The following is a 22356-nucleotide window of genomic DNA, read 5'->3' on the forward strand; positions in this document are numbered from 1 at the left end:
CGACGGAAGGCCTCCGTTTGGTGCTGCGTCGCAGCGTGCGATTTTCTTGACAGCTCTGTGAAAGGGGAGCAGGCTTCGTCTTACAGTAATCGACATCGAGGTGAAGTGAGCGAGCATCGGAAACGCCTTACCGTTCAAGCGGATGGCTTGGGCGGAACAGTAGAGACCGATACCAGGGAGGGTGAGTAAGATCATGACTCCACCGGCGCTTACGTGATGATGCCGAACTATTCGGCCGATATAGCTCAGTTTTATTTCGCCTGATTGGCGACATCATTTGGGCCGTTGATGCCCGATGCGAAAGCCCTCGCTCCACTTCGGAGCGAGGGCTTTTGTTTTGATCGGAATCTTCCGATGCAAAGTCCGCAACGCTCCTACCAATACGTTTCAAACGATACTGTTTGCGTATGAAACCAGATCCCGCTATCCACGGACTAGAACGGTGCGGCAGGACGCCGCAGGTCGGCGCACGCACCCGTTACGCAAAAACGGGGATGGGGAGGATCGCATGGGTCGGTTTCCAAGGCCTTTCACGCTGGCGGCCCTGCTCGCCAAAACGGCGCTGTCAGGGTTGGCGTTGTCGGCTGTAGCACTTTCCGCACAGGCGCAGACCACCCAGCCGGTGCGCATCGGCGTGCTGGCGGATGAGGCGGGCTTCGCGTCGGACATCGGCGGCAAGGGCGCGGTGCTCGCCACCCGGATGGCGGTGGAGGATTTCGGCGGCAGCGTGCTCGGCCGGCCGGTGGAGGTGCTGTCCGCCGACATGCAGAACAAGCCGGACGTGGCGTCCAACATCGTCCGCAGCTGGTTCGACGTCGATGGCGTCGACATGGTGACCGACATCCCGGTCTCCTCGGTCGCGCTGGCGGTGCAGGCGGTCGCGCGCGAGAAGAAGAAGGTGCTGATGATCAGCGCCGCGACGACGACCGAGCTGACCAACGCCCAATGCTCGCCCTACAGCATCCATTGGGCCGACGACACCGCGTCGCTGGCGGTCGGCACGACCAAGGCGGTGGTGCAGTCGGGCGGCACCAGCTGGTACTTCATCACCGCCGACTTCGCCTTCGGCACGGCGATGGAGAAGGCAGCGACCGAGGCGATCAAACAGGCCGGCGGCACCGTGGTCGGCGGCGTGCGCCATCCGATGGGCACCAGCGATTTCGGGTCGTATCTGCTCAGCGCCCAGGGCAGCGGCGCCAAGGTGGTGGCGCTCGCCAATGTCGGCGCGGAGACAATCGGCACCATCAAGCAGGCGGGCGAGTTCGGCCTGACCGAATCGGGCCAGCGGCTGGTCGGCTACATCGTCTTCATCACCGACATCCACTCGCTGGGTCTCGATCTTGCCAAGGGGCTGTACGTCACCAGCGGCTTCTATTGGGACAAGAACGACCAGACCCGGGCCTGGGCGAAGCGCTTCTTCGACCGTCACGGCAAGATGCCGACCAAGGAACAGGCCAACACCTACCTCGCCACCCTGCATTGGCTGAAGGGGGTGAAGGCGGCGGGCTCCACCGATGCCGAGGCGGTCACCGCCGCGATGAAGTCGATGCCGACCGATTATTTCGGCACCCCCGGCAGCATCCGCAAGGACGGCCGCGTGCTGTACGACCTCGAACTGTATCAGGTGAAGACCCCGGCGGAGAGCAAGGCGCCGTGGGATTATTACAAGCAGGTCCGCAGCATCCCGGCATCGGAGGCCTTCCTGCCGATCGAGTCGAGCACTTGCCCGTTCGTGAAGGCCAAATGAGGTTTGTGAAAGCCAAGTGATTGGCGCAGATGTGACCTGCGGGTCGCCGCCGGCGGAAACCGAGTCGAGAAGGGTTCCCGCCGGCCAGCGATCCGGGTTACACTCCGCTCTTTAGGCACAGCGGGGACGGTACGTGGATCTACAGGTGCAAAGCGAGCGGCAGAACGACACCGGACGGTTGCGTTCGTCGGCGCTGGTGCGCCCGGTCTTCGCCGCGCTGGACCTCGGCACCAACAATTGCCGTCTGCTGATCGCCAAATCGGCGCCGGGCGGCTTCCGCGTCATCGACGCCTTTTCCCGCATCGTCCGCCTGGGCGAAGGGCTGAGCCGCAACGACCATCTGTCGGAACCCGCGATGGAACGCACCATCGCGGCGCTCCGCGTTTGCGGCTCCAAGATCGAACGCCGAGGCTGCACCGCCGTGCGCGCCGTCGGGACGGAGGCCTGCCGCCGCGCCGCCAACGGCGCCGCCTTCGTCGAGGCGGTGGAGCGCGAGACCGGCATTCCCCTGGAAATCATCTCCAGCCAGGAGGAAGGGCGTCTGGCGCTGGCCGGCTGCGCCGCGCTGCTGGAGCCGACCCATCCCTATGCCATCGTCTTCGACATCGGCGGCGGCTCGACCGAGCTGATGTGGTTGCAGGTGGAGAAGGGCAGGGCGCCGCGCCTGCTCGACCAGACTTCGATCCGCTGCGGCGTCATCGGCCTGACCGAGGAATATGGCGGCCCCAACGTCACCCGAGCCAACTACACCCAGATGGTAGAGGCGGTGGCCGACGCCATCGCCCCGTTCGAGGCGCGAAACCGCATCCAGAGCCGCATCGCCGCCGGCAAGGTGCAGATGCTCGGCACCTCCGGCACGGTGACGACGCTGGCCGGCGTGCATCTGGGGCTGTGCCGCTATGACCGGCGGGCGGTGGACGGCAGCTATCTGCGGGTGGACCATGCCCGCGCCGTGATCGACCATCTGGTCGCCCAGGATTTCGACGGCCGCGCCCGCCATCCCTGCATCGGCCAGGACCGCGCCGATCTGGTGGTCGCCGGCTGCGCCGTGTTGGATGCGCTGTGCGACGTCTGGCCGGTGGAACGGCTGCGCATCGCCGACCGCGGCTTGCGCGAAGGGATTCTGGTGGACCTGATCGGGGCCGCCGGCGAATAAACCGGTCGAAGCGACCGGATAGATGATCGGACAGGGAGGGAACGGCTCCCCGCCTGCGCCGGATGACCGAGGAACTGCAGCGATCATGACCGAAAAGACTCCGTCGACGCGCCCGGGCGGGCGCCGTGCCACGGTCCGTGTGAAGACCGCCGGCAAGCGCACGGAATCCTCCAAGCGCTGGCTGGAGCGCCACCTGAACGACCCCTATGTGGCCGAGGCGACCAAGCGCGGCTACCGATCGCGCGCGGCGTTCAAGCTGTTGCAGTTGGACGAGAAGTTCCGTCTGCTCGGCCCCGGCAAGCGCGTGGTCGATCTGGGCGCCGCCCCCGGCGGCTGGACGCAGATCGCGGTGGAGAAGGTGCAGACCGCCAAGGACGGCTGGAAGGTGGTGGGGCTCGACATCCTGCCGATGGACCCGGTCCCCGGCGCCACCACCATGCAGGCCGACTTCCTTGAGGAAGGCGCCGCAGAGGCGCTGAAGGAAGCACTGGGCGGCCCGGCCGATTTGGTGCTGAGCGACATGGCCGCCCCCACCACCGGCCACCAGCAGACCGACCACCTGCGCATCATGGGTCTGGCCGAGGCCGCCTACGATTTCGCGGAGGAGGTGCTGGCCCCCGGGGGCGCCTTCGTCGCCAAGCTGTTCCAGGGCGGGGCGGAACGCTCGCTGCTCGACCGGCTGCGGCGCGACTTCGCCGTGGTCAAGCACGCCAAGCCGCCGGCCAGCCGTGCGGAGTCGTCGGAGACCTACGTCGTCGCCACCGGCTTCCGCGGCGGCAACGTGAACGGCTGAGCAGGCTTCTTTTCGCACTTGCATGACAGATGCTGTGTGCGCACGGGTTCACAAGCCCATGGTCTTGTGTATAAGTGCGCCACGTTTATCTTCCGGGAGATTCACACATGGCGCGCGACACCAAAATCCGCGAAGCCCTGACCTTCGACGACGTGCTGCTGGTTCCGGCCGAAAGCTCGGTCCTGCCGAACGACGTGGACACCCGGACAAGATTGACGAAGACCATCGAGCTGGGCATCCCGCTGATGTCCTCGGCGATGGATACGGTGACCGAGAGCCGTCTCGCCATCGCCATGGCCCAGGCCGGCGGCATCGGCGTCGTCCACCGCAACCTGACCATCGAGCAGCAGGCCGAAGAGGTCCGCAAGGTCAAGCGGTTCGAATCGGGCATGGTCGTCAACCCGATCACCATCACGCCGAACGCCACGCTGGCCGACGCGCTGCAGCTGATGGCCGACTATCGCATCTCCGGCATCCCGGTGGTGGAGAGCCGCGACCAGCTCGGCAGCGGCAAGCTGGTCGGCATGCTGACCAACCGCGACGTCCGTTTCGCCACCGATCCCAAGCAGCCGGTCAGCGAACTGATGACCAAGGAGCTGGTGACCGTCCGCGAGGGCGTCAGCCAGGAGGAAGGCAAGCGCCTGCTTCACCAGCACCGCATCGAGAAGCTGCTGGTCGTCGACGAGGATTACCGTTGCATCGGCCTCGTCACCGTTAAGGACATCGAGAAGGCGCAGGCCTATCCGAACGCCTGCAAGGACGGCAAGGGCCGCCTGCGCGTCGCCGCCGCCACCGGCACCGGCAATGACGGTCTGGCCCGTGCGGAGGCTCTGTTCGACGCCGGCGTCGATGTGCTGGTGGTCGACACCGCGCACGGTCATTCGCTGAAGGTGCTCGATCAGGTCCGCGCCGCCCGCGCCCTGTCGAGCTACACCCAGGTCATCGCCGGCAACGTCGCCACCGCCGAAGCGGCCAAGGCGCTGATCGACGCTGGTGTGGACGCCGTGAAGGTCGGCATCGGTCCGGGCTCCATCTGCACCACCCGCATCATCGCCGGCGTCGGCGTGCCGCAGCTGACCGCGGTGATGGACGTGGTGGACGAGTGCGAGAAGCACGGCATTCCGGTGATCGCCGACGGCGGCATCAAGTATTCGGGCGATCTTGCCAAGGCCATCGCCGGCGGCGCCAGCGTTGCCATGCTGGGTAGCCTGTTCGCCGGCACCGACGAGAGCCCGGGCGAGGTCATCCTGTTCCAGGGCCGCTCCTACAAGAGCTATCGCGGGATGGGGTCGGTCGGCGCGATGGCGCGCGGCTCGGCGGATCGTTACTTCCAGCAGGAAGTTTCGACCATGAAGCTGGTGCCGGAGGGCGTCGAAGGCCGCGTCCCCTACAAGGGGCCGGTCTCCGCGGTCATCCACCAGCTGGTCGGCGGCCTGCGCGCGGCCATGGGCTACACCGGCAGCGCCTCCATCGCCGAGATGCGCGAGAAGTGCCAGTTCGTCCGCATCACCAACGCCGGCCTGCGCGAAAGCCACGTCCACGACATCACCATCACCAACGAGTCGCCGAATTACAGGCAGGGGTAATGGTGTTTTTGGGGGTGTCGTCGCCGGAAGTCACCCGGCGACGACACCCCCCTCCGCCACCATCTTCCAAGGCTGCCAGCCGCCCAGTCGGACACCGACGGCGAGGCTGGTGAAGGGTATCCGCAGTTCGATATCCCGCGGCTGGAAGAAGGTCAGCCGTTCCGGCTCGCCCTTCTCGTCGAACTCCAGCCGGGCGCCCTTCGGTTCGGGCGCGTATTCGTCGCTCATCACCTGCCAGATTTCCAGGTCGCCGCCGTGGTTGGTGATCTTGTACTGGCCGCAGCGCCAAGTCGCCGATTCGCCGACGCTGCCCTCCACCACCTTCTTGTCGCCCTCCATCCGCACGTCGCCGATCCCGGCGGCCTCCCCCTTCATCGATGGACCCTGCCGCTCGGCGCGGAAGCCCAACCGCAGCCATGCGGAGCGGCTATGCGGGATCAGCCGGCGCACGGTGCGCGCGTCCTCGGCGGCAAAATGGTCGGGGTCGTCGTAGAGGATGCGGTCCAGCGCGGCGGCGACGATCATGCGGTCGTCGATGCGCAGGTCCGGCGGATAGGCTTTGCTCATCAGACCAGCGGACTCCGAAGGGTGTGCCCATAGTATATAGGGACTTGGCCCGGCCGTCGCCGAGATGCGGTCCCACCCCCGACAGACTCCCGAAACCGGTTCCCAGGCGCTATCCTGCGCGGCCCTTCTCCGGAAGCCCCCGATTCGTCACGAGACGCGCCATGCAGGACCTGTTCGACACGCCGCCCGATCCCCGCAGCATCGCCGTCGATGCCCTGACGCCGGACCAGGCCGCGGCGGATCTGGCGGCGCTGGCCGCCGAGATCGCCCATCATGACCGGCTCTACCACCAACAGGACCAGCCGGAAATCTCCGACGCCGACTATGACGCGCTGGTCCGCCGCAACCTTGCCATCGAGGCGCGCTTCCCCGATCTCCGCCGCGCCGATTCGCCAAGCCTGCGCGTCGGCGCCGCGCCGGCCGCCGGCTTCGGCAAGGTCCGTCACGCCATCCCGATGCTGTCGCTCGGCAACGCCTTCGCATCCGAGGACGTGGCGGAGTTCGATGCCCGCGTCCGCCGCTTCCTCGGCCTGTCCGACGACGCCCCGCTGACCTTCGTGGCGGAGCCGAAGATCGACGGGCTGTCGTGCTCCCTGCGCTACGAGCGCGGCGAACTGGTGCTGGCCGCCACCCGCGGCGACGGGGCGGAGGGCGAGAACGTCACCGCCAATGTCCGCACCATCCGCGACGTGCCGCACCGACTGCCTGCTCCCTTCCCCGAGGTGCTGGAGGTCCGTGGCGAGGTCTATATGAGCCGCGACGACTTCCTGGCGATGAACGCCGCCCGCGCCGAGAAGGGCGAGCAGCTGTTCGCCAACCCGCGCAATGCGGCGGCCGGCAGCCTGCGCCAGCTTGATCCCTCCATCACCGCGTCCCGGCCGCTCTGCTTCTTCGGCTATGCGCTGGGTGAGGTGTCGGAGCCCATCGCCGAGACGCAATGGGGCGTCCGCGAGCGGCTGAAGGGCTGGGGCTTCCAGTTGAACCGGCCGGCGGAGCTGTGCGACGGCAAGGACAAGCTGCTGTCCTATTACGAGGGCATCGGCCGGCGGCGCGCCGGCCTGCCTTTCGACATCGACGGCGTCGTCTACAAGGTCGACAGCCTGGAACTGCAGCAGCGGTTGGGCTTCGTCAGCCGGGCGCCGCGCTGGGCCATCGCCCACAAGTTCCCGGCGGAACAGGCGCAGACGCGGCTGAAAGCCATCACCATCCAGGTCGGCCGCACCGGCGCCCTGACCCCGGTTGCGGAGTTGGAGGACATCACCGTCGGCGGTGTCGTCGTCAGCCGCGCCACCCTGCACAATGAGGACGAGATCGCCCGCAAGGACATCCGCGTCGGCGACCTCGTCGTGGTCCAGCGCGCCGGCGACGTCATCCCGCAGGTGGTGGAGGTGGTGCTGTCCCAGCGCCCGGCCGACTCGGTTCCCTATGTCGCGCCGGAGACCTGCCCGGTCTGCGGCAGCCTTGCCATCCGCGAGGCGGGTGAGGTGGTGCGCCGCTGCACCGGCGGGCTGATCTGTGCCGCCCAGGCGAAGGAGCGGCTGCGCCATTTCGTCTCCCGCGACGCCTTCGACATCGAAGGGCTGGGCGAGAAGATCATCGAGGAGTTCTGGGACGAGGGCTTCATCAAGTCGCCGGTCGACATCTTCACCCTGGAGGGCCGCGTCGAGCTGATCGGCCGTCCGGGCTGGAAGGAGAAGTCGGTCCAGAACCTGTTCAAGGCGATCGAGCAGCGCCGCAAGGGCATCGATTTGCACCGGGTGATCTACGCGCTCGGCATCCGCCATGTCGGCGAGGTGACGGCCAAGTCGCTGGCCCGTCAGTACAGGACAATGCAGAGCTGGGTCGACGGCATGCTGGCGGCGGAACGGGCGATGCCCGGCCAGGACTGGCGCGACCTGCACGAGTTGAAGGGCGTCGGTCGGGCGACCGCCGACGCGATCATCGCCTGGTTCACCGATCCGGAGTGCGGGGCGAAGCTCGACTTCTATGCTGGCAACGACGCTGTGCGGTTGGAGACCGTCATCGCTTCGCTGGGCATCAAGGGCGTCAAGAAGCCGGCGGCTCAGGCGCTGGCCGAACGCTACTGCACCTTGGCCGAGTGGCGGGCGGCGATGGAGCGCGCGGCCGGGCAGGCGCCGGGCCAGCCCTGGCTCGATCTGGTCGCCACCCCCGATGTTGGTGAGGTCGCGGCGGAGGAACTGGCAGGATTCTTCGCGGAAGAGCGCAACCTCGCCATCATCCACGGCCTGATGGAGCGGCTGGCCGTACTGGAGGCCGAGGTGCCGAAGGCCAGCAACTCTCCCATCGCCGGCAAGACCGTGGTGTTCACCGGCACGCTGGAGCGGATGACCCGGTCGGAGGCGAAGGCGCGGGCCGAGTCGCTGGGCGCCAAGGTGGCGGGCTCCGTCTCCGGCAAGACCGACTACCTCGTCGCCGGAGCCGACGCCGGCAGCAAGGCGGCCAAGGCCAAGGACCTGGGCGTCGAAATCCTGACGGAGGACGAATGGCTGGCCAGGATCGGCGGCTGACCTGATGCCGAAACCCACGTTCGCCAAAATGTCGCATCCCCGTTCGGTCGGATTGACGGACGGGGATGGGGGGAGTGAAATCAGACAACGCTGATAGGAAAAGCGAAACCATGCCGGGCAGGCGGCCCGCCCATCCAACTGGGGGCGGTGCCGACGGGTGGTCAACGCCTGCACCCGCCCGCCCGGCGCACAGCAAACGGGGGAAGAAGGAAACGCCATGGAGCCAATTCAGTGGTCGCGCTGGATGAGCGTGGGCAATGACGCGTTGGACGAGGATCACCGCGTCCTGATCGCCATCGTCAACAAGCTGTATGACGAGGCCAGCCGCCAGGACCCCGCCCTCATCGAAGCCATCCTCAACGAACTGATCGCCTACACCCGCCATCATTTCGCGGAGGAGGAGGCGCAGATGGAGCGGCTGAACTATCCGACCTTCGCCGCGCACAAGGCGCTACACGACCGGTTGACCCGGCAGGTCGAAAGCTACCGCGATGATTTCCGCGCCAACGGCGGCCGGATCAGTGGCGAGGAGGTGTTCCTGTTCTGCTCCGACTGGCTGGGCAAGCACATCCTGAAGGAAGACACCCGCTTCGGCGAGTATGCCGGCAATGGCGCGGAACTGGCGGTGGCGGAGTAGGGGAGAACGACGTCCCCTCCTTCTTCCTGGAGTCTTGCATAAGGAAAATTACCTAAAATACTGAAATACTTAAGAAAATAGAGAATCACCCCGAATTGCGCTTAGCGCCCGTTCCGAGAGGGGAGGGCGCTTTTCTTTTGCGCGACCCATCGCGACGGCAGGGGAGGGGAGTGCGGGCAAAGAAAAAGCCCTCCCCGGTAGGGGAGGGCAGGGGCAAACCCAATCGAAAACCGGCCCAATCGAAAGGCCATGGCGATCAGGCGACCGCCAACTGCTCCAGGCCGCGACGCGCGACCGGCAGCGACACCGCCGTCTCGTAACGCCAGGCGCTGCGGTCGGCGAACAGAGCGCGCAGCAGCTGGTTGTTCAGCGCATGGCCGGAACGCACGCCGTGGAAATGGCCGACGATCGGCGCGCCGGCCAGATACAGGTCGCCGACGGCGTCCAGGATCTTGTGGCGGACGAACTCATCCTTGAAGCGCAGGCCCTCGGCGTTCATCACCGTGTCGCCGGAGATGACCACCGCGTTGTCCAGCGAGCCGCCGCGGGCGAGGCCCATCTTGCGCAGCCCCTCGACCTCATGCAGGAAGCCGAAGGTGCGGGCGCGGCTGATCTCGTCCTTGAAGCTGTCCGGGTCGATCTCCAGCGCGCGGGCCTGACGGGAGATGGCGGCGCTGTCGAAGTCGATCTCAAAGCTGTAGCTGGTGGCGTCGTCGGGCGTGAAGGACGCGCTCTTGATGCCGTCGCCGATGACGACCGGCTTCAGGATGCGGATGATGCGGCGGGGCGACTTCTGCACGGCGATGCCGGCCTGCTCGATGGCGGCGACGAAGGGAGCGGCGCTGCCGTCCATGATCGGCACCTCGATGCCGTCCAGCGACACGATGGCGTTGTCGATGCCGCAGCCGGCCAGCGCGGACATCAGATGCTCGATCGTGCCGACGGTGGTGCCGTGGTCGTTGCCGATCACGGTGCACAGGCGCGTGTCGACCACCGTGTCCCAGCGCGCCGGAATGACGGCGGCAGCCCCACGGAGGTCGGTGCGCAGAAAGGTGATCCCGGAATTCGCATCGGCTGGCGAAATCGTCAGCGTGACGATGACGCCCGAATGCAGCCCGACGCCGGCGATGGTCACCGCCTTCTTCAGGGTCTGCTGGAACATTCCGTCCGCGTTGCTGCGATTGTTGGCCACGATGTCTTTTCCATCTTGGTCGTGAAGGAGAGGTTCCCAGCAAGGCCGCGCCGCAAGATCTTGGAAGATCATCACGTCGGCGGCGTTCGCTTTCGACCATGCTGATAGGTAACACTCGAGGTCGGAAATCGGCAAATCACTCATTGTTACCGTTTGTTGCAGGGCAAAAGTGGTGCGCAATACAAGCAATCAGCTTGGCCCCGCATGAAAGAGGCAACAAAAAAATCCCCGGAGACGCACGATGGCGCCGCCGGGGTCCGAAAGGTTCGGTCAGGTTGTGGAGCCGCCGGCGCCGCGATTAGGAGGCTGCGGCGACGGCGGTTATCTCCGGCTTTCGCCGGGATCGGCCGGCCGCCGGAAAGGGTCCGGCGGCCAAGATCGGTTCACGTCCGGGCGGGTCCGTCCGCTCAGTTGGCCTGGCGGCGCAGGAAGGCCGGAATGTCCAGTTCCTCCTGCTCACCCGGCTTGGCATCCACCCGCGGGGCCGGAGCCTGCGGCTGCGGAGCGGCCGGATAGCCCGGAGCCTGCTGCGGCGCGCTCTGCTGCGGCGGGTAGGCCGGCTGCGGGGCCGCGGGATACTGGCCCGCCGGGTAGCCCTGGTGGGGAGCCTGCGGCTGCTGCGGATAGGCCGGCTGCTGCTGCGGATAGCTCTGGGGTGCCGGCTGATATGCCTGTGGAGCCTGCTGCGGCTGGTACGCCTGGGGGGCCGGCTGATGCACGGGCTGGGGCGCCGGCGGGTGCGCCGGTTCGGACTTGCGGCCGAGGCCGGTCACCAGACCGAACAGGAAGTTGCCCTTGCGGGCCGGCGCGGGTTCCGGCGCGGGGGCCGGGGCCGGACCGACGGACAGGCCGCCGGGATGCTGCTGATGACCCTGCGGGGCATGGTGGTGCTGCGGAGCGGCCATCGGCGCAGGCTGCTGCGGCTGATGCTGATGCGGCTGCTGGTGACCCTGCATCTGCGGCGCCTGGGGGGCGTGCTGCTGGGGAGCCGGCTGCTGCGGAGTCGACAGCGGCGCGGCGCCGACGGTCATCGGCTGGCGCGGTGCATCGGCCGGCTTGGGCGCGAAGAAGTGGCCGCCCTGGTTCTCGCCATGCAGCGGCCCGGCCGACGGCTTCGGCGCCTCGGCGTGCTGCTGGGCTGCCTGCGGGTGGGCCGGCTGCTGCTGGGCCGGGTCGTGCTGGATGGCGGCGGCACCGGCGGTGACCGGCTGCGGCGTGCGCAGGCCGGCGGCGGCGCTCGGGATCGCCGAGGCCTGGGCGGCGGCCGGAGCCGGCGCGCCGGTCAGGTTGCCGGGAGCGGTCGGCTTCTTGGCGCGGTCGCCGGGGACCAGCGACAGGTTGACCGGATGCAGGGTGCGCGGGTTGCTCATCGCCGCGGCGTCGATGCCGGTGGCGACGACCGACACGCGCATCACGCCGTCCAGCGAGCTGTCGAAGGTCGAGCCGAAGATGATGTTGGCGTCGGGATCGACCTCGTCACGGACGCGGTTGGCGGCCTCGTCGACCTCGAACAGGGTCATGTCGTAGCCGCCGGTGATGTTGATGAGGACGCCGCGGGCGCCCTTCATCGACACGTCGTCCAGCAGCGGGTTGGAGATGGCGGCCTCGGCGGCTTCGATGGCGCGGCGTTCGCCGCCGGCCTCGCCGGTGCCCATCATCGCCTTGCCCATCTCGGTCATGACGGACCGGATGTCGGCGAAATCCAGGTTGATCAGGCCGGGCATCACCATCAGGTCGGTGACGCCGCGCACGCCCGAATGCAGAACGTCGTCGGCCATCTTGAAGGCGTCCGCGAAGGTCGTCTTCTCGTTGGCGATGCGGAACAGGTTCTGGTTCGGGATGATGATCAGGGTGTCGACATACTGCTGCAGTTCGGCGATGCCGCCCTCCGCCAGCCGCATGCGGTGACCGCCCTCGAAATGGAAGGGCTTGGTGACGACGCCGACGGTCAGGATGCCGCGCTCGCGGGCTGCGCGCGCGATGACCGGTGCCGCACCGGTGCCGGTGCCGCCGCCCATGCCGGCGGTGATGAACACCATGTTGGAGCCTTCGAGATACTGGACGATCTCGTCGATCTGCTCCTCGGCCGACGCACGGCCGACATCCGGCTTGGAGCCGGCGCCCAGGCCGCGGGTGGTGCCGGTGCCCAGCTGGATGCGCTTCTCGCACAAGGAACCCTTCAGCGCCTGCGCGTCGGTGTTGCCGACGACGAAGTCCACGCCTTCCAGGTTCGACTTGATCATGTTGTTGACGGCATTGCCGCCGGCGCCGCCGACGCCGAACACGGTGATGCGAGGCTTCAGCTCGGGCTCGATCTGGGGGATGGTCACGTTGATCATTCTATTCAGGCCTCCACAACCTGTTTTCGTTGGGTTTGATGTTTGATATGCCGCGACCGGCGCCCGGTTGTGTCCGGTGTCTGTCCGTTCGGGAATCGGTGAATGGCGGCGGCGGGGAGAGTCATCTACAGATTCTCCCGCAGCCACAGGCCGACGCGGCCGAGGAGCCCCGTTGACGCGACCGCCTCTTGGCCGGTCACCATCAGCTCCGTCGGGTTGCGGACGGCATGTAGGAGAAGGCCCGCCACGGTCGAGAAGGCCGGTCCGCCATGCGCCTCGTTGAGGCCGGCGATCCGGGTGGGGCGGGCGATGCGGACCTGTTTGTCCAGGATGGGGGCGGCCATGTCGCGCGTGTTGGGCAGTTGGCTGGCGCCGCCCGTCAGCACCACGCGCCGGCCGACCAGCTTGGAATGGCCCGACTGCTCGATGGCGCTGCGCACCTCTTCGAAGATCTCTTCCATCCGCGCCTGGATGATGCTGACCAGGAAGGAGCGCGGATGGCTGGCGGTGCCGCTGCCGCTGCGCTCGTCCTCGCCGATCTGCGGCACCTCGATCATCTCGCGCTCGTCGGCCGGGTTCACCCGGGCGCTGCCGTAGAGCACCTTCAGCCGTTCGGCATGGGATAGCGGCGTGGTCAGGCCGTGGGCGATGTCGTTGGTGACGTGGCGTCCGCCGAGCGGCACGAAGCCGGTCCACACCAGATTGCCTTCGGCGAAGATCGAGATGGTGGTGCCGCCGCCGCCGATGTCGACGCAGGCGGCCCCCATCTCCATCTCGTCCTCCACCAGACAGGCGAGACCGGAGGCGAAGGGGCTGACCACGACGGACTCGATGTTCAGGTGGCAGCGGGCGACGCAGGCGCCCAGCGTGAGAATTGCGCCCTTGGCCGCCGTGACCACATGCAGCTGGGTCCCCAGCGTATGGCCGCTCATCCCCTTGGGATCGCGGATGCCGCGGATGCCGTCCAGGGTGAAGCTCAGCGGGATGGTGTGGATCAGCGCCTGATCGGGGCCGGCCTGCAGGGTGCGGGCATGGGCCATGGCGCGGCGGATGTCGCCCTCCGTCACCTCCTGGCCGGAAACGGGGACGGTGGCGGTGAAGGCGTGGGAGCGGGGGTTGCCCATCGACAGGTTGACGACGACATCGTGAACCGTCTCGCCGGCCATCTGTTCGGCGGCATGTACGGCGGCGCCGATCGAGGTCTCCGCCGCCTCCATGTCGATGATGGTCCCGGCGCGGATGCCCGTGGCGATCTGGTGGCCGACGCCGATCACGCGGAGGGAGCCGGGCTCCTCCATCCGCGCGATGACGCAGCACACCTTCGTCGAGCCGACGTCCAGCGCCGTGACGATCCCGCCACGGGCCGGCCGCTTCGGCTTCTTGGCACCGTTGAATCCCATCCCGAACATGCCCCCCAAGACTTCCCTTCAACTCTTGTCTGCCGGCGATAAGCGCTTCCCCACAAGGGCTTGCCGCCGGCCGGCCTTATGATTTCTTGCCGTTCTTCTTCTTCGCATCGTCGTCCCAGCCCGGAAGCTGGGCGGTGGATGAGGTCTGGATCGCGGCGCGGTCCTGCAGGCGCATGTCGATGGCGACGATGTCGCGGTCCAGCACCCGGCTGGCCGTCTGCATCTGCTCCAGCTGGCGCAGGGCGCGGCGCATGTCGGCGGTGCCTTCCGGCAGCTTCACCGTCACGCCGTTGCTGAGCTGCAGGTTCCAGCGGCGGTCGCTGATCCAACTGGCCGAGGACAGCATCGGCGCGATGGTCGGCGCGCTGTCCAGCGCCGACAGCAGGGTGTGGACCTGCTGCGGGGCGTTGGCGCCGATGACCTGCGGCAGCGTCTCGATCCGCTGGTTGCCGCGGCGGGCCAGTTCCGCCGCGTCGGCCAGCGGGCGGCCGGCGCGGTCGATGACGGTGAACTGGCGGTCATGCTGCCAGATCGCCATCGGCTGGCGTTCGGACAGCTGGACATAGAGGAAGCCGGGCAGCCGCCGCTCGATCGAGGCCGACGACACCCAGGGCAACTCCTCCAGCCGCTGCTTGGCATCGGCCAGATCGATCGACAGGATCGGCTCGCCCCGGCGCACGCCCAGCGCGTCGAGCACGGCGTCGCGCTCCGTCTCGCTGCGGCCGACCACCAGGATCTCCGACAGGCGGAAGCCCATGTTGCCGGTCAGCCGGACGACGCTGTCCTGCGCCGCCTCCAGCGTGTCGGCCAGGGTGCCGCGCTTCCAGGCGGAGCCGGCGGCGGCGGTCAGGCCCAGCACCGGCACCAGCAGCAGCGCCGCCTTGACGGCGGAGCGGGTCCAGCGCGGCCAGGCGCGGCGCCGCTTGCCTTTCTGCGCCGACGCGGCCATGGCGCGCGGCGGGGTTGGCATCTCGTCCCGGGCGCGCGCACCGGCTGCGGCGGCGCGGAAATCCGGGTTGGCCATCAGGCGAGCTGACATGCGGCGTTCTCCACGAGCCAGCCGACCAGCGCGCCGTAGGTGATCCCCACATGCGCGGCCTGTTCGGGCACCAGCGAGAGGGGCGTCATGCCCGGCTGGTTGTTGATCTCCAGGAAATACAGACCGTCCGTTCCCGGCCGGCTGTCATCCCAGCGGAAGTCGCTGCGCGACACGCCCCGGCAGCCCAGGGTGTGGTGCGCAAGCACCGCCAGCCGCTTCGCCTCCTCCGCCACCGCCTCGGGGACCGCGGCGGGGATGGTGTGGACGGCGTGGCCGGCGCTGTATTTCGCGGTGTAGTCGTAGACCTGAGCCTGAAAGACGATCTCGGTCACCGCCAAAGCGCGGTCACCCATGACGCCCACGGTCAGTTCGCGACCGGGGATGAACTCCTCGATCAGCGCGCGTTCGCCAAAGGTCCACGCATCGCCGACCGGGCTGTTCTGCCCCTCGCGGACCAGGGTTACGCCAACGGTCGAGCCTTCGTCCACAGGCTTGACGATATAGGGCGCCGGCATGGGGTGGGTACCGCCGGTGATCTCCCCGCGGGACAGGACCATGCCTTTGGGGGAGCGGATGCCGACGGTGTCCAGCACCCGCTTGGTCATCGCCTTGTCCATGGCGATGGCGGCGGCCTGGACGCCCGAATGGGTGTAGGGCAGGCCCAGGAACTCCAGCACGCCCTGGATCGTCCCGTCCTCGCCGCCGCGGCCGTGCAGGGCGTTGAACACCACGTCGGGCCGCGGGTTGGTCAGGGCATGCATCAGCCCGGCCAGGTCGCGCTGAACGTCGACGGCGGTGACGCGGTAGCCTTCCTCCTCCAGCGCTTTGGCGACACCGGCGCCGCTGACCAGCGACACCTCGCGCTCGGCCGACCAGCCGCCCATCAGGACGGCGACATGCTTCTTGTGGGCGTGGAGCAGGGCTTCGGTCATTGGGCGGCTCCTTCGGCGGCGGGAACGCCGATGCGCTTGATTTCCCAGTCCAGCATGACGCCGCTGGTCTCGAACACGCGGCGGCGGACCTCCTCGCCCAGCGCTTCCAGCTGGGCGGCGGTGGCCGTGCCGTTGTTGATCAGGAAGTTGCAGTGCTTTTCCGACACCTGCGCGTCGCCGATGGACAGGCCGCGGCAGCCGGCCCGGTCGATCAGCTCCCAGGCCTTGTGACCTTCTGGATTCTTGAAGGTCGAACCGCCGGTGCGGGAGCGGACCGGCTGGCTGTCGGCGCGCTTGTCGGAGATCTCGGCCATGCGCCGCGCGATCTCCAGCGGGTTGCCGGGCTCGCCGCGCAGCACCGCGCCGGTGAAGATGCAGTCTTCCGGCGCCGCGCTGTGGCGGTAGGTGAAGCCCATGCCGGCATGGCTGAACTCCAGCCGCCGGCCGTCGCGCGTCACCGCGGTAGCGGAGACCAGCACGTCGGCCAGCTCGCGGCCATAGGCGCCGCCATTCATGCGCAGCGCGCCGCCGATGGTGCCGGGGATGCCGGAGAGGAACTCCAGCCCGGCGATCCCGGCGTCGCGGGCGACCATCGCGACATTCAGGTCGAGCGCCGCCGCACCGGCGGTCAGCGTCATGCCATCTCCGGTTCCGGCCGCCGTGATGTCGGTGAAACCGCGGCCGAGCCGGATAGTGACGCCCGGCACGCCGCCGTCCCGCACCAGCAGGTTGGAGGCGACGCCGATCACCGTCACCGGCACCTCGGCCGGCAGGGCAGCCAGGAAGTCGGCAAGGTCGTCCGCGTCGGCCGGACGGAACATCACCTCGGCCGGGCCGCCGACGCGGAACCACGTCACCGGCGCCAGCGAAGCGTCGGCGGTCAGCCGGCCGCGCACCGCGGGCATGCGTTCGATCAGGTGGCCGTTGGGCAAATGGCCGTCTGCCGGGCTCATGCGGGGGGCCGCCGTCATCGCGTGGCGCCGTAGAGCGACGACAGCTCGCCCGGCAGGGCGTTCGCCCACTGGGTGATGTTGCCGGCGCCGAGGCAGACGACGAAGTCGCCGGGCCGCGCCATCTCGCGCACGACCTGCGCCAGTTCCTGCGGGTTCTGCAGGGCCACGACATGACGGTGGCCGTGCATGCGCAGGCCTTCCACCAGGCTGTCGCGGCTGACGCCCTCGATCGGCGCCTCACCGGCGGCATAGACGTCGGCGACGATCACGGCGTCGGCGTCGTTGAAGCAGGTGCAGAACTCCTCGAACAGGGCGGCGAGGCGGGAATAGCGGTGCGGCTGGACCACGGCGATGGTGCGCCCGGTGCCGGCGGTGCGCGCGGCCTTCAGCACCGCGGCGATCTCCACCGGGTGGTGGCCGTAATCGTCGATGACGGTGATGCCGTTGGCCTCGCCGGTCTTGGTGAAGCGGCGCTTCACGCCCTGGAACTTGGCCATGCTGTCGCGCATCACCACGTCGGGCAGCCCCATCTCGTTGCCGACCGCGAAGCAGGCCAGCGAGTTCTGGACGTTGTGCGGCCCGTACATCGGCAGGCGCACGCCGGCGATGGCGCGGCTCTCGCCGGTGTGGCGGTCGTAGATCAGCACGTCGTACTTGGCGCCGTCCGGACCCAGCTCCACGTTGACCGCGCGGATGTCGGCCTGCGGCGAGAAGCCGTAGGTGACGATGCGGCGGTCCGACACGCGGGGGATCATCGCCTGCACCTCGGGATGGTCGATGCAGAGCGCGGCGAAGCCGTAGAAGGGGATGTTCTGGACGAAGCTGTCGAAGGCGGCGCGCGCGTTGTCGAAGGTGCCGTAGAAGTCCAGATGCTCCGGATCCATGTTGGTGACGACGGCGATGCAGGCCGGCAGCTTCACGAAGGTGCCGTCGCTCTCGTCCGCCTCCACCACCATCCAGTCGCCGGTGCCGAGCCGGGTGTTGGAGCCGTAGGCGTTGATGATGCCGCCGTTGATGACGGTGGGATCGAGGTTGGCATGCTCCAGCATATGGCCGACCATCGAGGTGGTCGTGGTCTTGCCATGGGTGCCGCCGATGGCGATGGCCCATTTCAGCCGCATCAGCTCGCCCAGCATCTCGGCGCGGCGGACCACCGGCACCAAGGCGGCGCGGGCGGCCACCACCTCCGGATTGTCGCGCTTGACGGCGGAGGAGACGACGACCACGGCGGCCCCGGCGATGTTCTCGCCGCGATGGCCGACGAACACCTTGATGCCCAATTCGCGCAGGCGCTTGACGTTGGCGTTCTCGGCAAGGTCGGAGCCCTGGACGGTATAGCCCAGGTTCCGCAGCACCTCGGCGATGCCGCTCATGCCGATGCCGCCGATGCCGACGAAGTGGATGGTGCCGATCGAGAGGGGGAGGGCGCGCATGTCAGGCTTACTTTCCGCGGCGAAGCATCAGGCGAAGGGTGGCGTCGACCGCCGCATCGGACAGGTCGTCGGGGAGGGGTTGCGATCCGTGGATCATCGACAGGCGGTCACGCAGGAAGCCGCCTTCGGCAAGGAAGCGCGGCACCAGCGGACAGCCCGGACGGTTGTACCAGCCGCCCTCGGTCCGCGTCATGTCCGCCGGCCAATCCTGCAGCGGACGGGGAGTCGGTCGGGTCAGAGCCCTGGCTTTGATCATTCCGCGGCCCCCTTGGCGCTGGCGCCGGCGGCGGACCGCCGGGCGTTGTGGGATTGGTCGTGGTCAGTCAGGTTTGGGTCGGCGTTGTAGGAATTGGTGCGGCCGGCCGGGCCGCCGTCCAGCATCGCCAGCACGGCGTCTGCCAGTGAGGTGGCGGCGTCGGCGGTGCCCCAGTCGTGGGCGGCCCGCGCCGATGCTACGAGCGCCTGCGGGTCGGCCAGCAGGGAGGACAGCCGCCCGGCCAGCGCCTGGGCGGTGAAGGAGGGCTGCGGCACCAGCCAGGCGGCGCCGGCCTCGGCCAGATGGCGGGCGTTGGCGGTCTGGTGGTCGTCGGTGGCGTGCGGGTAGGGCACCAGGATCGCCGGACGGCCGACGCAGGTCAGTTCGGCGATGGTGGAGGCGCCGGCGCGGGTGACGGCAAGGTGGCAGGCGGCCAGCCGCTCCGGCACGTCGCGGAAGAAGGTCTGCAACTCCAGCCGGGCGAGGCCCAGCGGCTCCAGTGCGTCGCGGGCGGCTTCCAGGTCTTCCGGGCGGCATTGCTGCGCCAGATGGATGCGGGCGCGCATCTCCTCCGGCAGCAGGGCGAGTGCCGCCGGGATCACCTCGGAAAAGACGCGGGCGCCCTGGCTGCCGCCCATCACCAGCAGGCGGATCGGGCCGGTGGCGCCGGGCGCCTCGTAGGGGGAGAGCCGACGGGCGGCGACCGCCGGACGGACGGGGTTGCCGGTGCGGACGATCTTGGCGCGCTGCGCCTCGCCCAGCTTCTCGATGTCGGAAAAGGCGACGGCGATGCGGCTGGCCCCGGCGACCAGCATCCGGTTGGCACGGCCCAGCACGGCGTTCTGTTCGTGCAGCAGGGCCGGCAGCTTCGACTGGATGGCGGCATAGACGGTGGGCACGGACGGGTAGCCGCCGAAGCCGACGACCGCGGCGGGATCGAGCCGGCGCATCAGCGCACGCGCCTCCAGCAGGCCCAGCCCCATCTGCAGGGCGGCCTTCAGCTTGCCAACGATGCCGGCGCCGGGCGAGGCGGCGCGGATGCGGTGGACCGGCACCTCCGGCAGGTTCTCGCCGAAGGCGTGGCCGCGCTTGTCGGTGACCAGAGTCACGGCGCGGCCACGCGACAGCAGCTCGCGCGCCAGGGCTTCGGCCGGGAACATGTGTCCGCCGGTGCCGCCCGCCGCCAGCACGATCACCTTGTTGGCGCTCGCGTCGTAGGTCGTCGCGCCCAAGTCGGTCGGCCTCCTCATTCCAGGGGGCCGAAGCGTTTGCGTGTCAAAGCCAGTACCATGCCCATGCCGAACCCGAGAGCGAGCAGCGAGGAGCCGCCGTATGAGATGAACGGCAGGGTCATGCCCTTGGTCGGCATAAGATGCAAGGACGAACCCATGTTGATCGCCGCCTGAAGCCCGAACTGGATCAGAAGACCGGCGGCGGCGAGCAGGACGAAGTAGTTGTTGTCGTTGAAGATGCGGGCGAATCCGCGCAGAACGACAAAGGCGAACAGCGTCACCAGGCCTAAGCAGAAAATCAGCCCCAGTTCTTCCCCGGCGACCGCGAAGATGAAGTCGGCGTGGCTGTCGGGCAGATAGAACTTCACCGTGCCCTGGCCGGGGCCGGTTCCCATCAGGCCGCCGTTGGCGAAGGCCTCCAGCGAGCGGTTGACCTGATAATTGTCGCCGGCATGCGGGTCAAGGAAGCGGTCGATGCGGCTGGTGACGTGCGGCAGCGTGTAATAGGCACCGACCAGCCCGACGACACCCAGCCCGCCGAGCCCCATCACCAGCACGAGGTTCAGCCCGGCCAGGAAGAACTGGGTGAACCAGACGGCGGAGACGACGAAGGTCATGCCGAGGTCGGGCTGCAGGATCAGCCCAACCATGGTGACGCCGTACAGCACCATCGAGACCAACGCGCCGGGGAAGCCCGGATTGGTGCGCGACAGCGAGAACAACCAGGCCGCGACCACGGCGAAGGCCGGCTTGATGAACTCGGACGGCTGGATCGACAGGCCGGGAACATGGATCCAGCGGCGGGCGCCCTTGATCTCCACGCCGACCACCAGCGTGGCGTAGACCAGCGCCACCGAAATCAGGAACACCCCCAGCGCCACCCGCCGCACGCCGCGCGGGCTGAGCAGAGAGACGCCGATCATGATGATGATCGCCGGGATCAGCATCATCACGTGACGTTCGACGAAATAGAAGGTGTCCTGGATGCCGATCCGCTCGGCCACCGGCGGGCTGGCCGCGGTGATCAGGACGGTGCCGAGGAACATCAGCAGGGCGACGGCGCCCAACTGCCAACGGTCGACGGTCCACCACCAGCGGCCGAAGATCGATTGATCGGTGCGGTCGAAGGTGATCATGCAACGCCTCCGCTGGTGCCGTCCCCGGTGTTCCCATGCGCGTCGATGATGCCCGCGACATAGGCCGCGAAGGCGTCGCCGCGCTTCTCGAAATTGGCGAACTGGTCCCATGAGGCGCAGGCCGGCGACAGCAGAACGCAAGAGCCCTCCAGCCGCTCCGCCAGCGCCATCCCGGCCGCCTTCGCGGTCGCGACATCCAGCGTTCCGCAGCGGGTATAACCAACGCCCTGCGCATCGAGCCATGCGGCGAATTGTTCTTGCGCCTCGCCGATCAGGAAGGCGTGGCGCACGCGGCCCATATAGCCCTCCAGCCCGTTCAGCCCGGTGTCCTTGGCCTGTCCGCCGAGGATCCAGTAGATCGGGTCGAAGGTCGCCAGCGCCTTTTCCGTGGCGTCGGCATTGGTCGCCTTGCTGTCGTTGACGAAGCGCACGCCGTCGAGCGTGCCGACCAGCTGCTGACGGTGGGCGAGGCCGGGGAAGGTCGCCATCGCCGCGACGATGGCCGGCACCGGCAGGCCGGCGGCCTTGCAGGTGGCGAAGGCGGCGGCGGCATTCTGCCAGTTGTGGGCGCCCAGCAGGGTCGGCAGCGCCGACAGCTCAACCACCCGCGCCGCCTCGCCGTCGGTATCGTCGACCAGCCAGCCGTCGGCGGCATAGACGCCGCCCGCCACCGGCCCCCGGGCGGAGATCGGCCAGATGCGCTGGTCGCCGGCGGCGACGAGGTCGGCGTGGATCGTCCGGCAATGCTCGTCGTCCACCCCGATCACCGCGGTGCGCGGCCAGGTCTGGCGGTGGAAGATCAGCTTTTTCGCGGCGATGTAGCCATCCATCCCGCCATGGCGGGCGAGATGGTCGGGGGTGATGTTCAGCAGGACCGCGATGTCGAAGGTGATGGAGTGTGTCAGTTCCAGCTGGTAGCTCGACATCTCCAGGACGCAGGTGTTGCCCGATCCGATGGGGTCGAAGGTCAGCACCGGCGTGCCGAGGTTTCCGCCCACGGCGGCCTTGCGCCCGGCGGCGGCCAGGATGTGGCCGACCAGCGTGGTGGTTGTCGATTTGCCGTTGGTGCCGGTGATGCCGATGAAGGCGCAGTCGCGCTCCGCCCGGCCCAGCAGTTCGATGTCGCAGATCAGTTCGATCCCCAGCGCGCGGGCACGCTGGGCCACCGGATGCGGCTTGGGGAAGGTGTGGGGGATGCCGGGCGACCAGACGATGGTGGTCAGGTCCGACAGGTCGGCGGTGGCGAGATCGACGACGGCGAAACCCTCCGCCTCCGCCGCGGCACGGGAGGCGGGGTTGTCGTCCCACACCCGCACCTCGGCGCCGCTGTCGCGCAGCGCGCGGGCGGTGGCGAGGCCGGACTTGCCCAGCCCCATCACCGCGACGGGAAGTTCCTGCATATAGAACAGGTCGATCATCGC

General features: G+C 68.3%; 18 protein-coding genes. 6 read left to right on the forward strand and 12 right to left on the reverse strand.

The window, feature by feature from the left end:
- Positions 1–508 precede the first annotated feature (508 nt).
- The 4 genes from FZ938_RS09175 to guaB all read left to right on the forward strand — a co-directional run bounded on the left by FZ938_RS09175 (position 509) and on the right by guaB (position 5282).
- Positions 509–1747, forward strand: coding sequence for an ABC transporter substrate-binding protein (locus tag FZ938_RS09175; protein ID WP_149198215.1), 1239 nt, complete (start codon positions 509–511; stop codon positions 1745–1747).
- A gap of 133 nt (positions 1748–1880) precedes the next feature.
- Positions 1881–2903, forward strand: a complete 1023-nt coding sequence (locus FZ938_RS09180) for a Ppx/GppA phosphatase family protein (RefSeq protein ID WP_149198216.1) — start codon at positions 1881–1883, stop codon at positions 2901–2903.
- Positions 2904–2988: 85 nt separating this feature from the next.
- The gene (locus tag FZ938_RS09185) at positions 2989–3696 is read left to right on the forward strand and encodes an RlmE family RNA methyltransferase (RefSeq protein ID WP_149198217.1); all 708 of its coding nucleotides are present in this window, start codon (positions 2989–2991) and stop codon (positions 3694–3696) included.
- A 107-nt stretch (positions 3697–3803) separates the two neighbouring features.
- Positions 3804–5282, forward strand: coding sequence for an IMP dehydrogenase (gene guaB, locus FZ938_RS09190; RefSeq protein WP_149198218.1), 1479 nt, complete (start codon positions 3804–3806; stop codon positions 5280–5282).
- A gap of 30 nt (positions 5283–5312) precedes the next feature.
- Here guaB and FZ938_RS09195 read toward each other — a convergent pair whose 3' ends face one another.
- Positions 5313–5849 carry a hypothetical protein gene (locus FZ938_RS09195; RefSeq protein WP_149198219.1) on the reverse strand — a complete coding sequence of 179 codons (537 nt, stop codon included), beginning with the start codon at positions 5847–5849 and terminating at the stop codon, positions 5313–5315.
- Between the two features lie 161 nt (positions 5850–6010).
- On the opposite strand from FZ938_RS09195, the gene ligA reads away from it, so the two are divergent.
- Both ligA and FZ938_RS09205 read left to right on the forward strand, forming a co-directional pair.
- Positions 6011–8377 (forward strand): NAD-dependent DNA ligase LigA, encoded by a 2367-nt coding sequence (gene ligA, locus FZ938_RS09200; protein WP_149198220.1) that lies wholly within the window; start codon positions 6011–6013, stop codon positions 8375–8377.
- 217 nt (positions 8378–8594) lie between these two features.
- Complete coding sequence (locus tag FZ938_RS09205) at positions 8595–9014, forward strand: bacteriohemerythrin (protein ID WP_149198221.1); 420 nt, start codon at positions 8595–8597, stop codon at positions 9012–9014.
- 256 nt (positions 9015–9270) lie between these two features.
- Here the strand turns inward: FZ938_RS09205 and lpxC are convergent, their stop codons facing one another.
- From lpxC to murD, 11 genes are all read right to left on the reverse strand, one after another.
- On the reverse strand, positions 9271–10206 hold the full coding sequence (gene lpxC / locus FZ938_RS09210) for a UDP-3-O-acyl-N-acetylglucosamine deacetylase (RefSeq protein WP_149198222.1): 936 nt from the start codon (positions 10204–10206) through the stop codon (positions 9271–9273).
- Between the two features lie 407 nt (positions 10207–10613).
- Entirely contained in the window at positions 10614–12545 is a 1932-nt protein-coding gene (gene ftsZ, locus FZ938_RS09215) for a cell division protein FtsZ (protein WP_149198223.1), read from the reverse strand.
- A 125-nt stretch (positions 12546–12670) separates the two neighbouring features.
- Entirely contained in the window at positions 12671–13945 is a 1275-nt protein-coding gene (gene ftsA, locus FZ938_RS09220; protein WP_109151242.1) for a cell division protein FtsA, read from the reverse strand.
- Positions 13946–14030: 85 nt separating this feature from the next.
- The gene (locus FZ938_RS09225) at positions 14031–14993 is read right to left on the reverse strand and encodes a cell division protein FtsQ/DivIB (RefSeq protein ID WP_149198224.1); all 963 of its coding nucleotides are present in this window, start codon (positions 14991–14993) and stop codon (positions 14031–14033) included.
- Positions 14978–15925, reverse strand: a complete 948-nt coding sequence (locus FZ938_RS09230) for a D-alanine--D-alanine ligase (protein WP_149198225.1) — start codon at positions 15923–15925, stop codon at positions 14978–14980. The genes FZ938_RS09225 and FZ938_RS09230 overlap by 16 nt, the downstream gene beginning before the upstream one ends.
- On the reverse strand, positions 15922–16878 hold the full coding sequence (gene murB, locus FZ938_RS09235) for a UDP-N-acetylmuramate dehydrogenase (protein WP_246457778.1): 957 nt from the start codon (positions 16876–16878) through the stop codon (positions 15922–15924). Before murB ends, FZ938_RS09230 begins: the two co-directional genes overlap by 4 nt.
- Before the next feature lie 14 nt (positions 16879–16892).
- On the reverse strand, positions 16893–18311 hold the full coding sequence (murC, locus tag FZ938_RS09240; protein WP_149198227.1) for a UDP-N-acetylmuramate--L-alanine ligase: 1419 nt from the start codon (positions 18309–18311) through the stop codon (positions 16893–16895).
- 7 nt (positions 18312–18318) lie between these two features.
- Complete coding sequence (locus FZ938_RS09245; RefSeq protein WP_246457781.1) at positions 18319–18504, reverse strand: hypothetical protein; 186 nt, start codon at positions 18502–18504, stop codon at positions 18319–18321.
- 59 nt (positions 18505–18563) lie between these two features.
- On the reverse strand, positions 18564–19817 hold the full coding sequence (murG, locus tag FZ938_RS09250; protein WP_149198229.1) for an undecaprenyldiphospho-muramoylpentapeptide beta-N-acetylglucosaminyltransferase: 1254 nt from the start codon (positions 19815–19817) through the stop codon (positions 18564–18566).
- Entirely contained in the window at positions 19814–20935 is a 1122-nt protein-coding gene (locus FZ938_RS09255; protein WP_149198230.1) for an FtsW/RodA/SpoVE family cell cycle protein, read from the reverse strand. Before FZ938_RS09255 ends, murG begins: the two co-directional genes overlap by 4 nt.
- Positions 20932–22353, reverse strand: a complete 1422-nt coding sequence (gene murD / locus FZ938_RS09260; protein ID WP_149198231.1) for a UDP-N-acetylmuramoyl-L-alanine--D-glutamate ligase — start codon at positions 22351–22353, stop codon at positions 20932–20934. Before murD ends, FZ938_RS09255 begins: the two co-directional genes overlap by 4 nt.
- Positions 22354–22356: the final 3 nt, after the last annotated feature.

Source organism: Azospirillum oryzae, assembly GCF_008364795.1.
GTDB lineage: Bacteria > Pseudomonadota > Alphaproteobacteria > Azospirillales > Azospirillaceae > Azospirillum > Azospirillum oryzae.

What these genes read in the sequence shown, in the direction of transcription:
- FZ938_RS09175 (WP_149198215.1), top strand. Translation starts at nt 509, where the DNA reads ATGGGTCGGTTTCCAAGGCCTTTCACGCTGGCGGCCCTGCTCGCCAAA.
- FZ938_RS09185 (WP_149198217.1), top strand. Translation starts at nt 2,989, where the DNA reads ATGACCGAAAAGACTCCGTCGACGCGCCCGGGCGGGCGCCGTGCCACG.
- guaB (WP_149198218.1), top strand. Translation starts at nt 3,804, where the DNA reads ATGGCGCGCGACACCAAAATCCGCGAAGCCCTGACCTTCGACGACGTG.
- FZ938_RS09195 (WP_149198219.1), bottom strand. Translation starts at nt 5,849, where the DNA reads ATGAGCAAAGCCTATCCGCCGGACCTGCGCATCGACGACCGCATGATC.
- ligA (WP_149198220.1), top strand. Translation starts at nt 6,011, where the DNA reads ATGCAGGACCTGTTCGACACGCCGCCCGATCCCCGCAGCATCGCCGTC.
- FZ938_RS09205 (WP_149198221.1), top strand. Translation starts at nt 8,595, where the DNA reads ATGGAGCCAATTCAGTGGTCGCGCTGGATGAGCGTGGGCAATGACGCG.
- ftsZ (WP_149198223.1), bottom strand. Translation starts at nt 12,545, where the DNA reads ATGATCAACGTGACCATCCCCCAGATCGAGCCCGAGCTGAAGCCTCGC.
- ftsA (WP_109151242.1), bottom strand. Translation starts at nt 13,945, where the DNA reads ATGGGATTCAACGGTGCCAAGAAGCCGAAGCGGCCGGCCCGTGGCGGG.
- FZ938_RS09225 (WP_149198224.1), bottom strand. Translation starts at nt 14,993, where the DNA reads ATGTCAGCTCGCCTGATGGCCAACCCGGATTTCCGCGCCGCCGCAGCC.
- FZ938_RS09230 (WP_149198225.1), bottom strand. Translation starts at nt 15,925, where the DNA reads ATGACCGAAGCCCTGCTCCACGCCCACAAGAAGCATGTCGCCGTCCTG.
- murB (WP_246457778.1), bottom strand. Translation starts at nt 16,878, where the DNA reads ATGAGCCCGGCAGACGGCCATTTGCCCAACGGCCACCTGATCGAACGC.
- murC (WP_149198227.1), bottom strand. Translation starts at nt 18,311, where the DNA reads ATGCGCGCCCTCCCCCTCTCGATCGGCACCATCCACTTCGTCGGCATC.
- FZ938_RS09245 (WP_246457781.1), bottom strand. Translation starts at nt 18,504, where the DNA reads ATGACGCGGACCGAGGGCGGCTGGTACAACCGTCCGGGCTGTCCGCTG.
- murG (WP_149198229.1), bottom strand. Translation starts at nt 19,817, where the DNA reads ATGAGGAGGCCGACCGACTTGGGCGCGACGACCTACGACGCGAGCGCC.
- FZ938_RS09255 (WP_149198230.1), bottom strand. Translation starts at nt 20,935, where the DNA reads ATGATCACCTTCGACCGCACCGATCAATCGATCTTCGGCCGCTGGTGG.
- murD (WP_149198231.1), bottom strand. Translation starts at nt 22,353, where the DNA reads ATGATCGACCTGTTCTATATGCAGGAACTTCCCGTCGCGGTGATGGGG.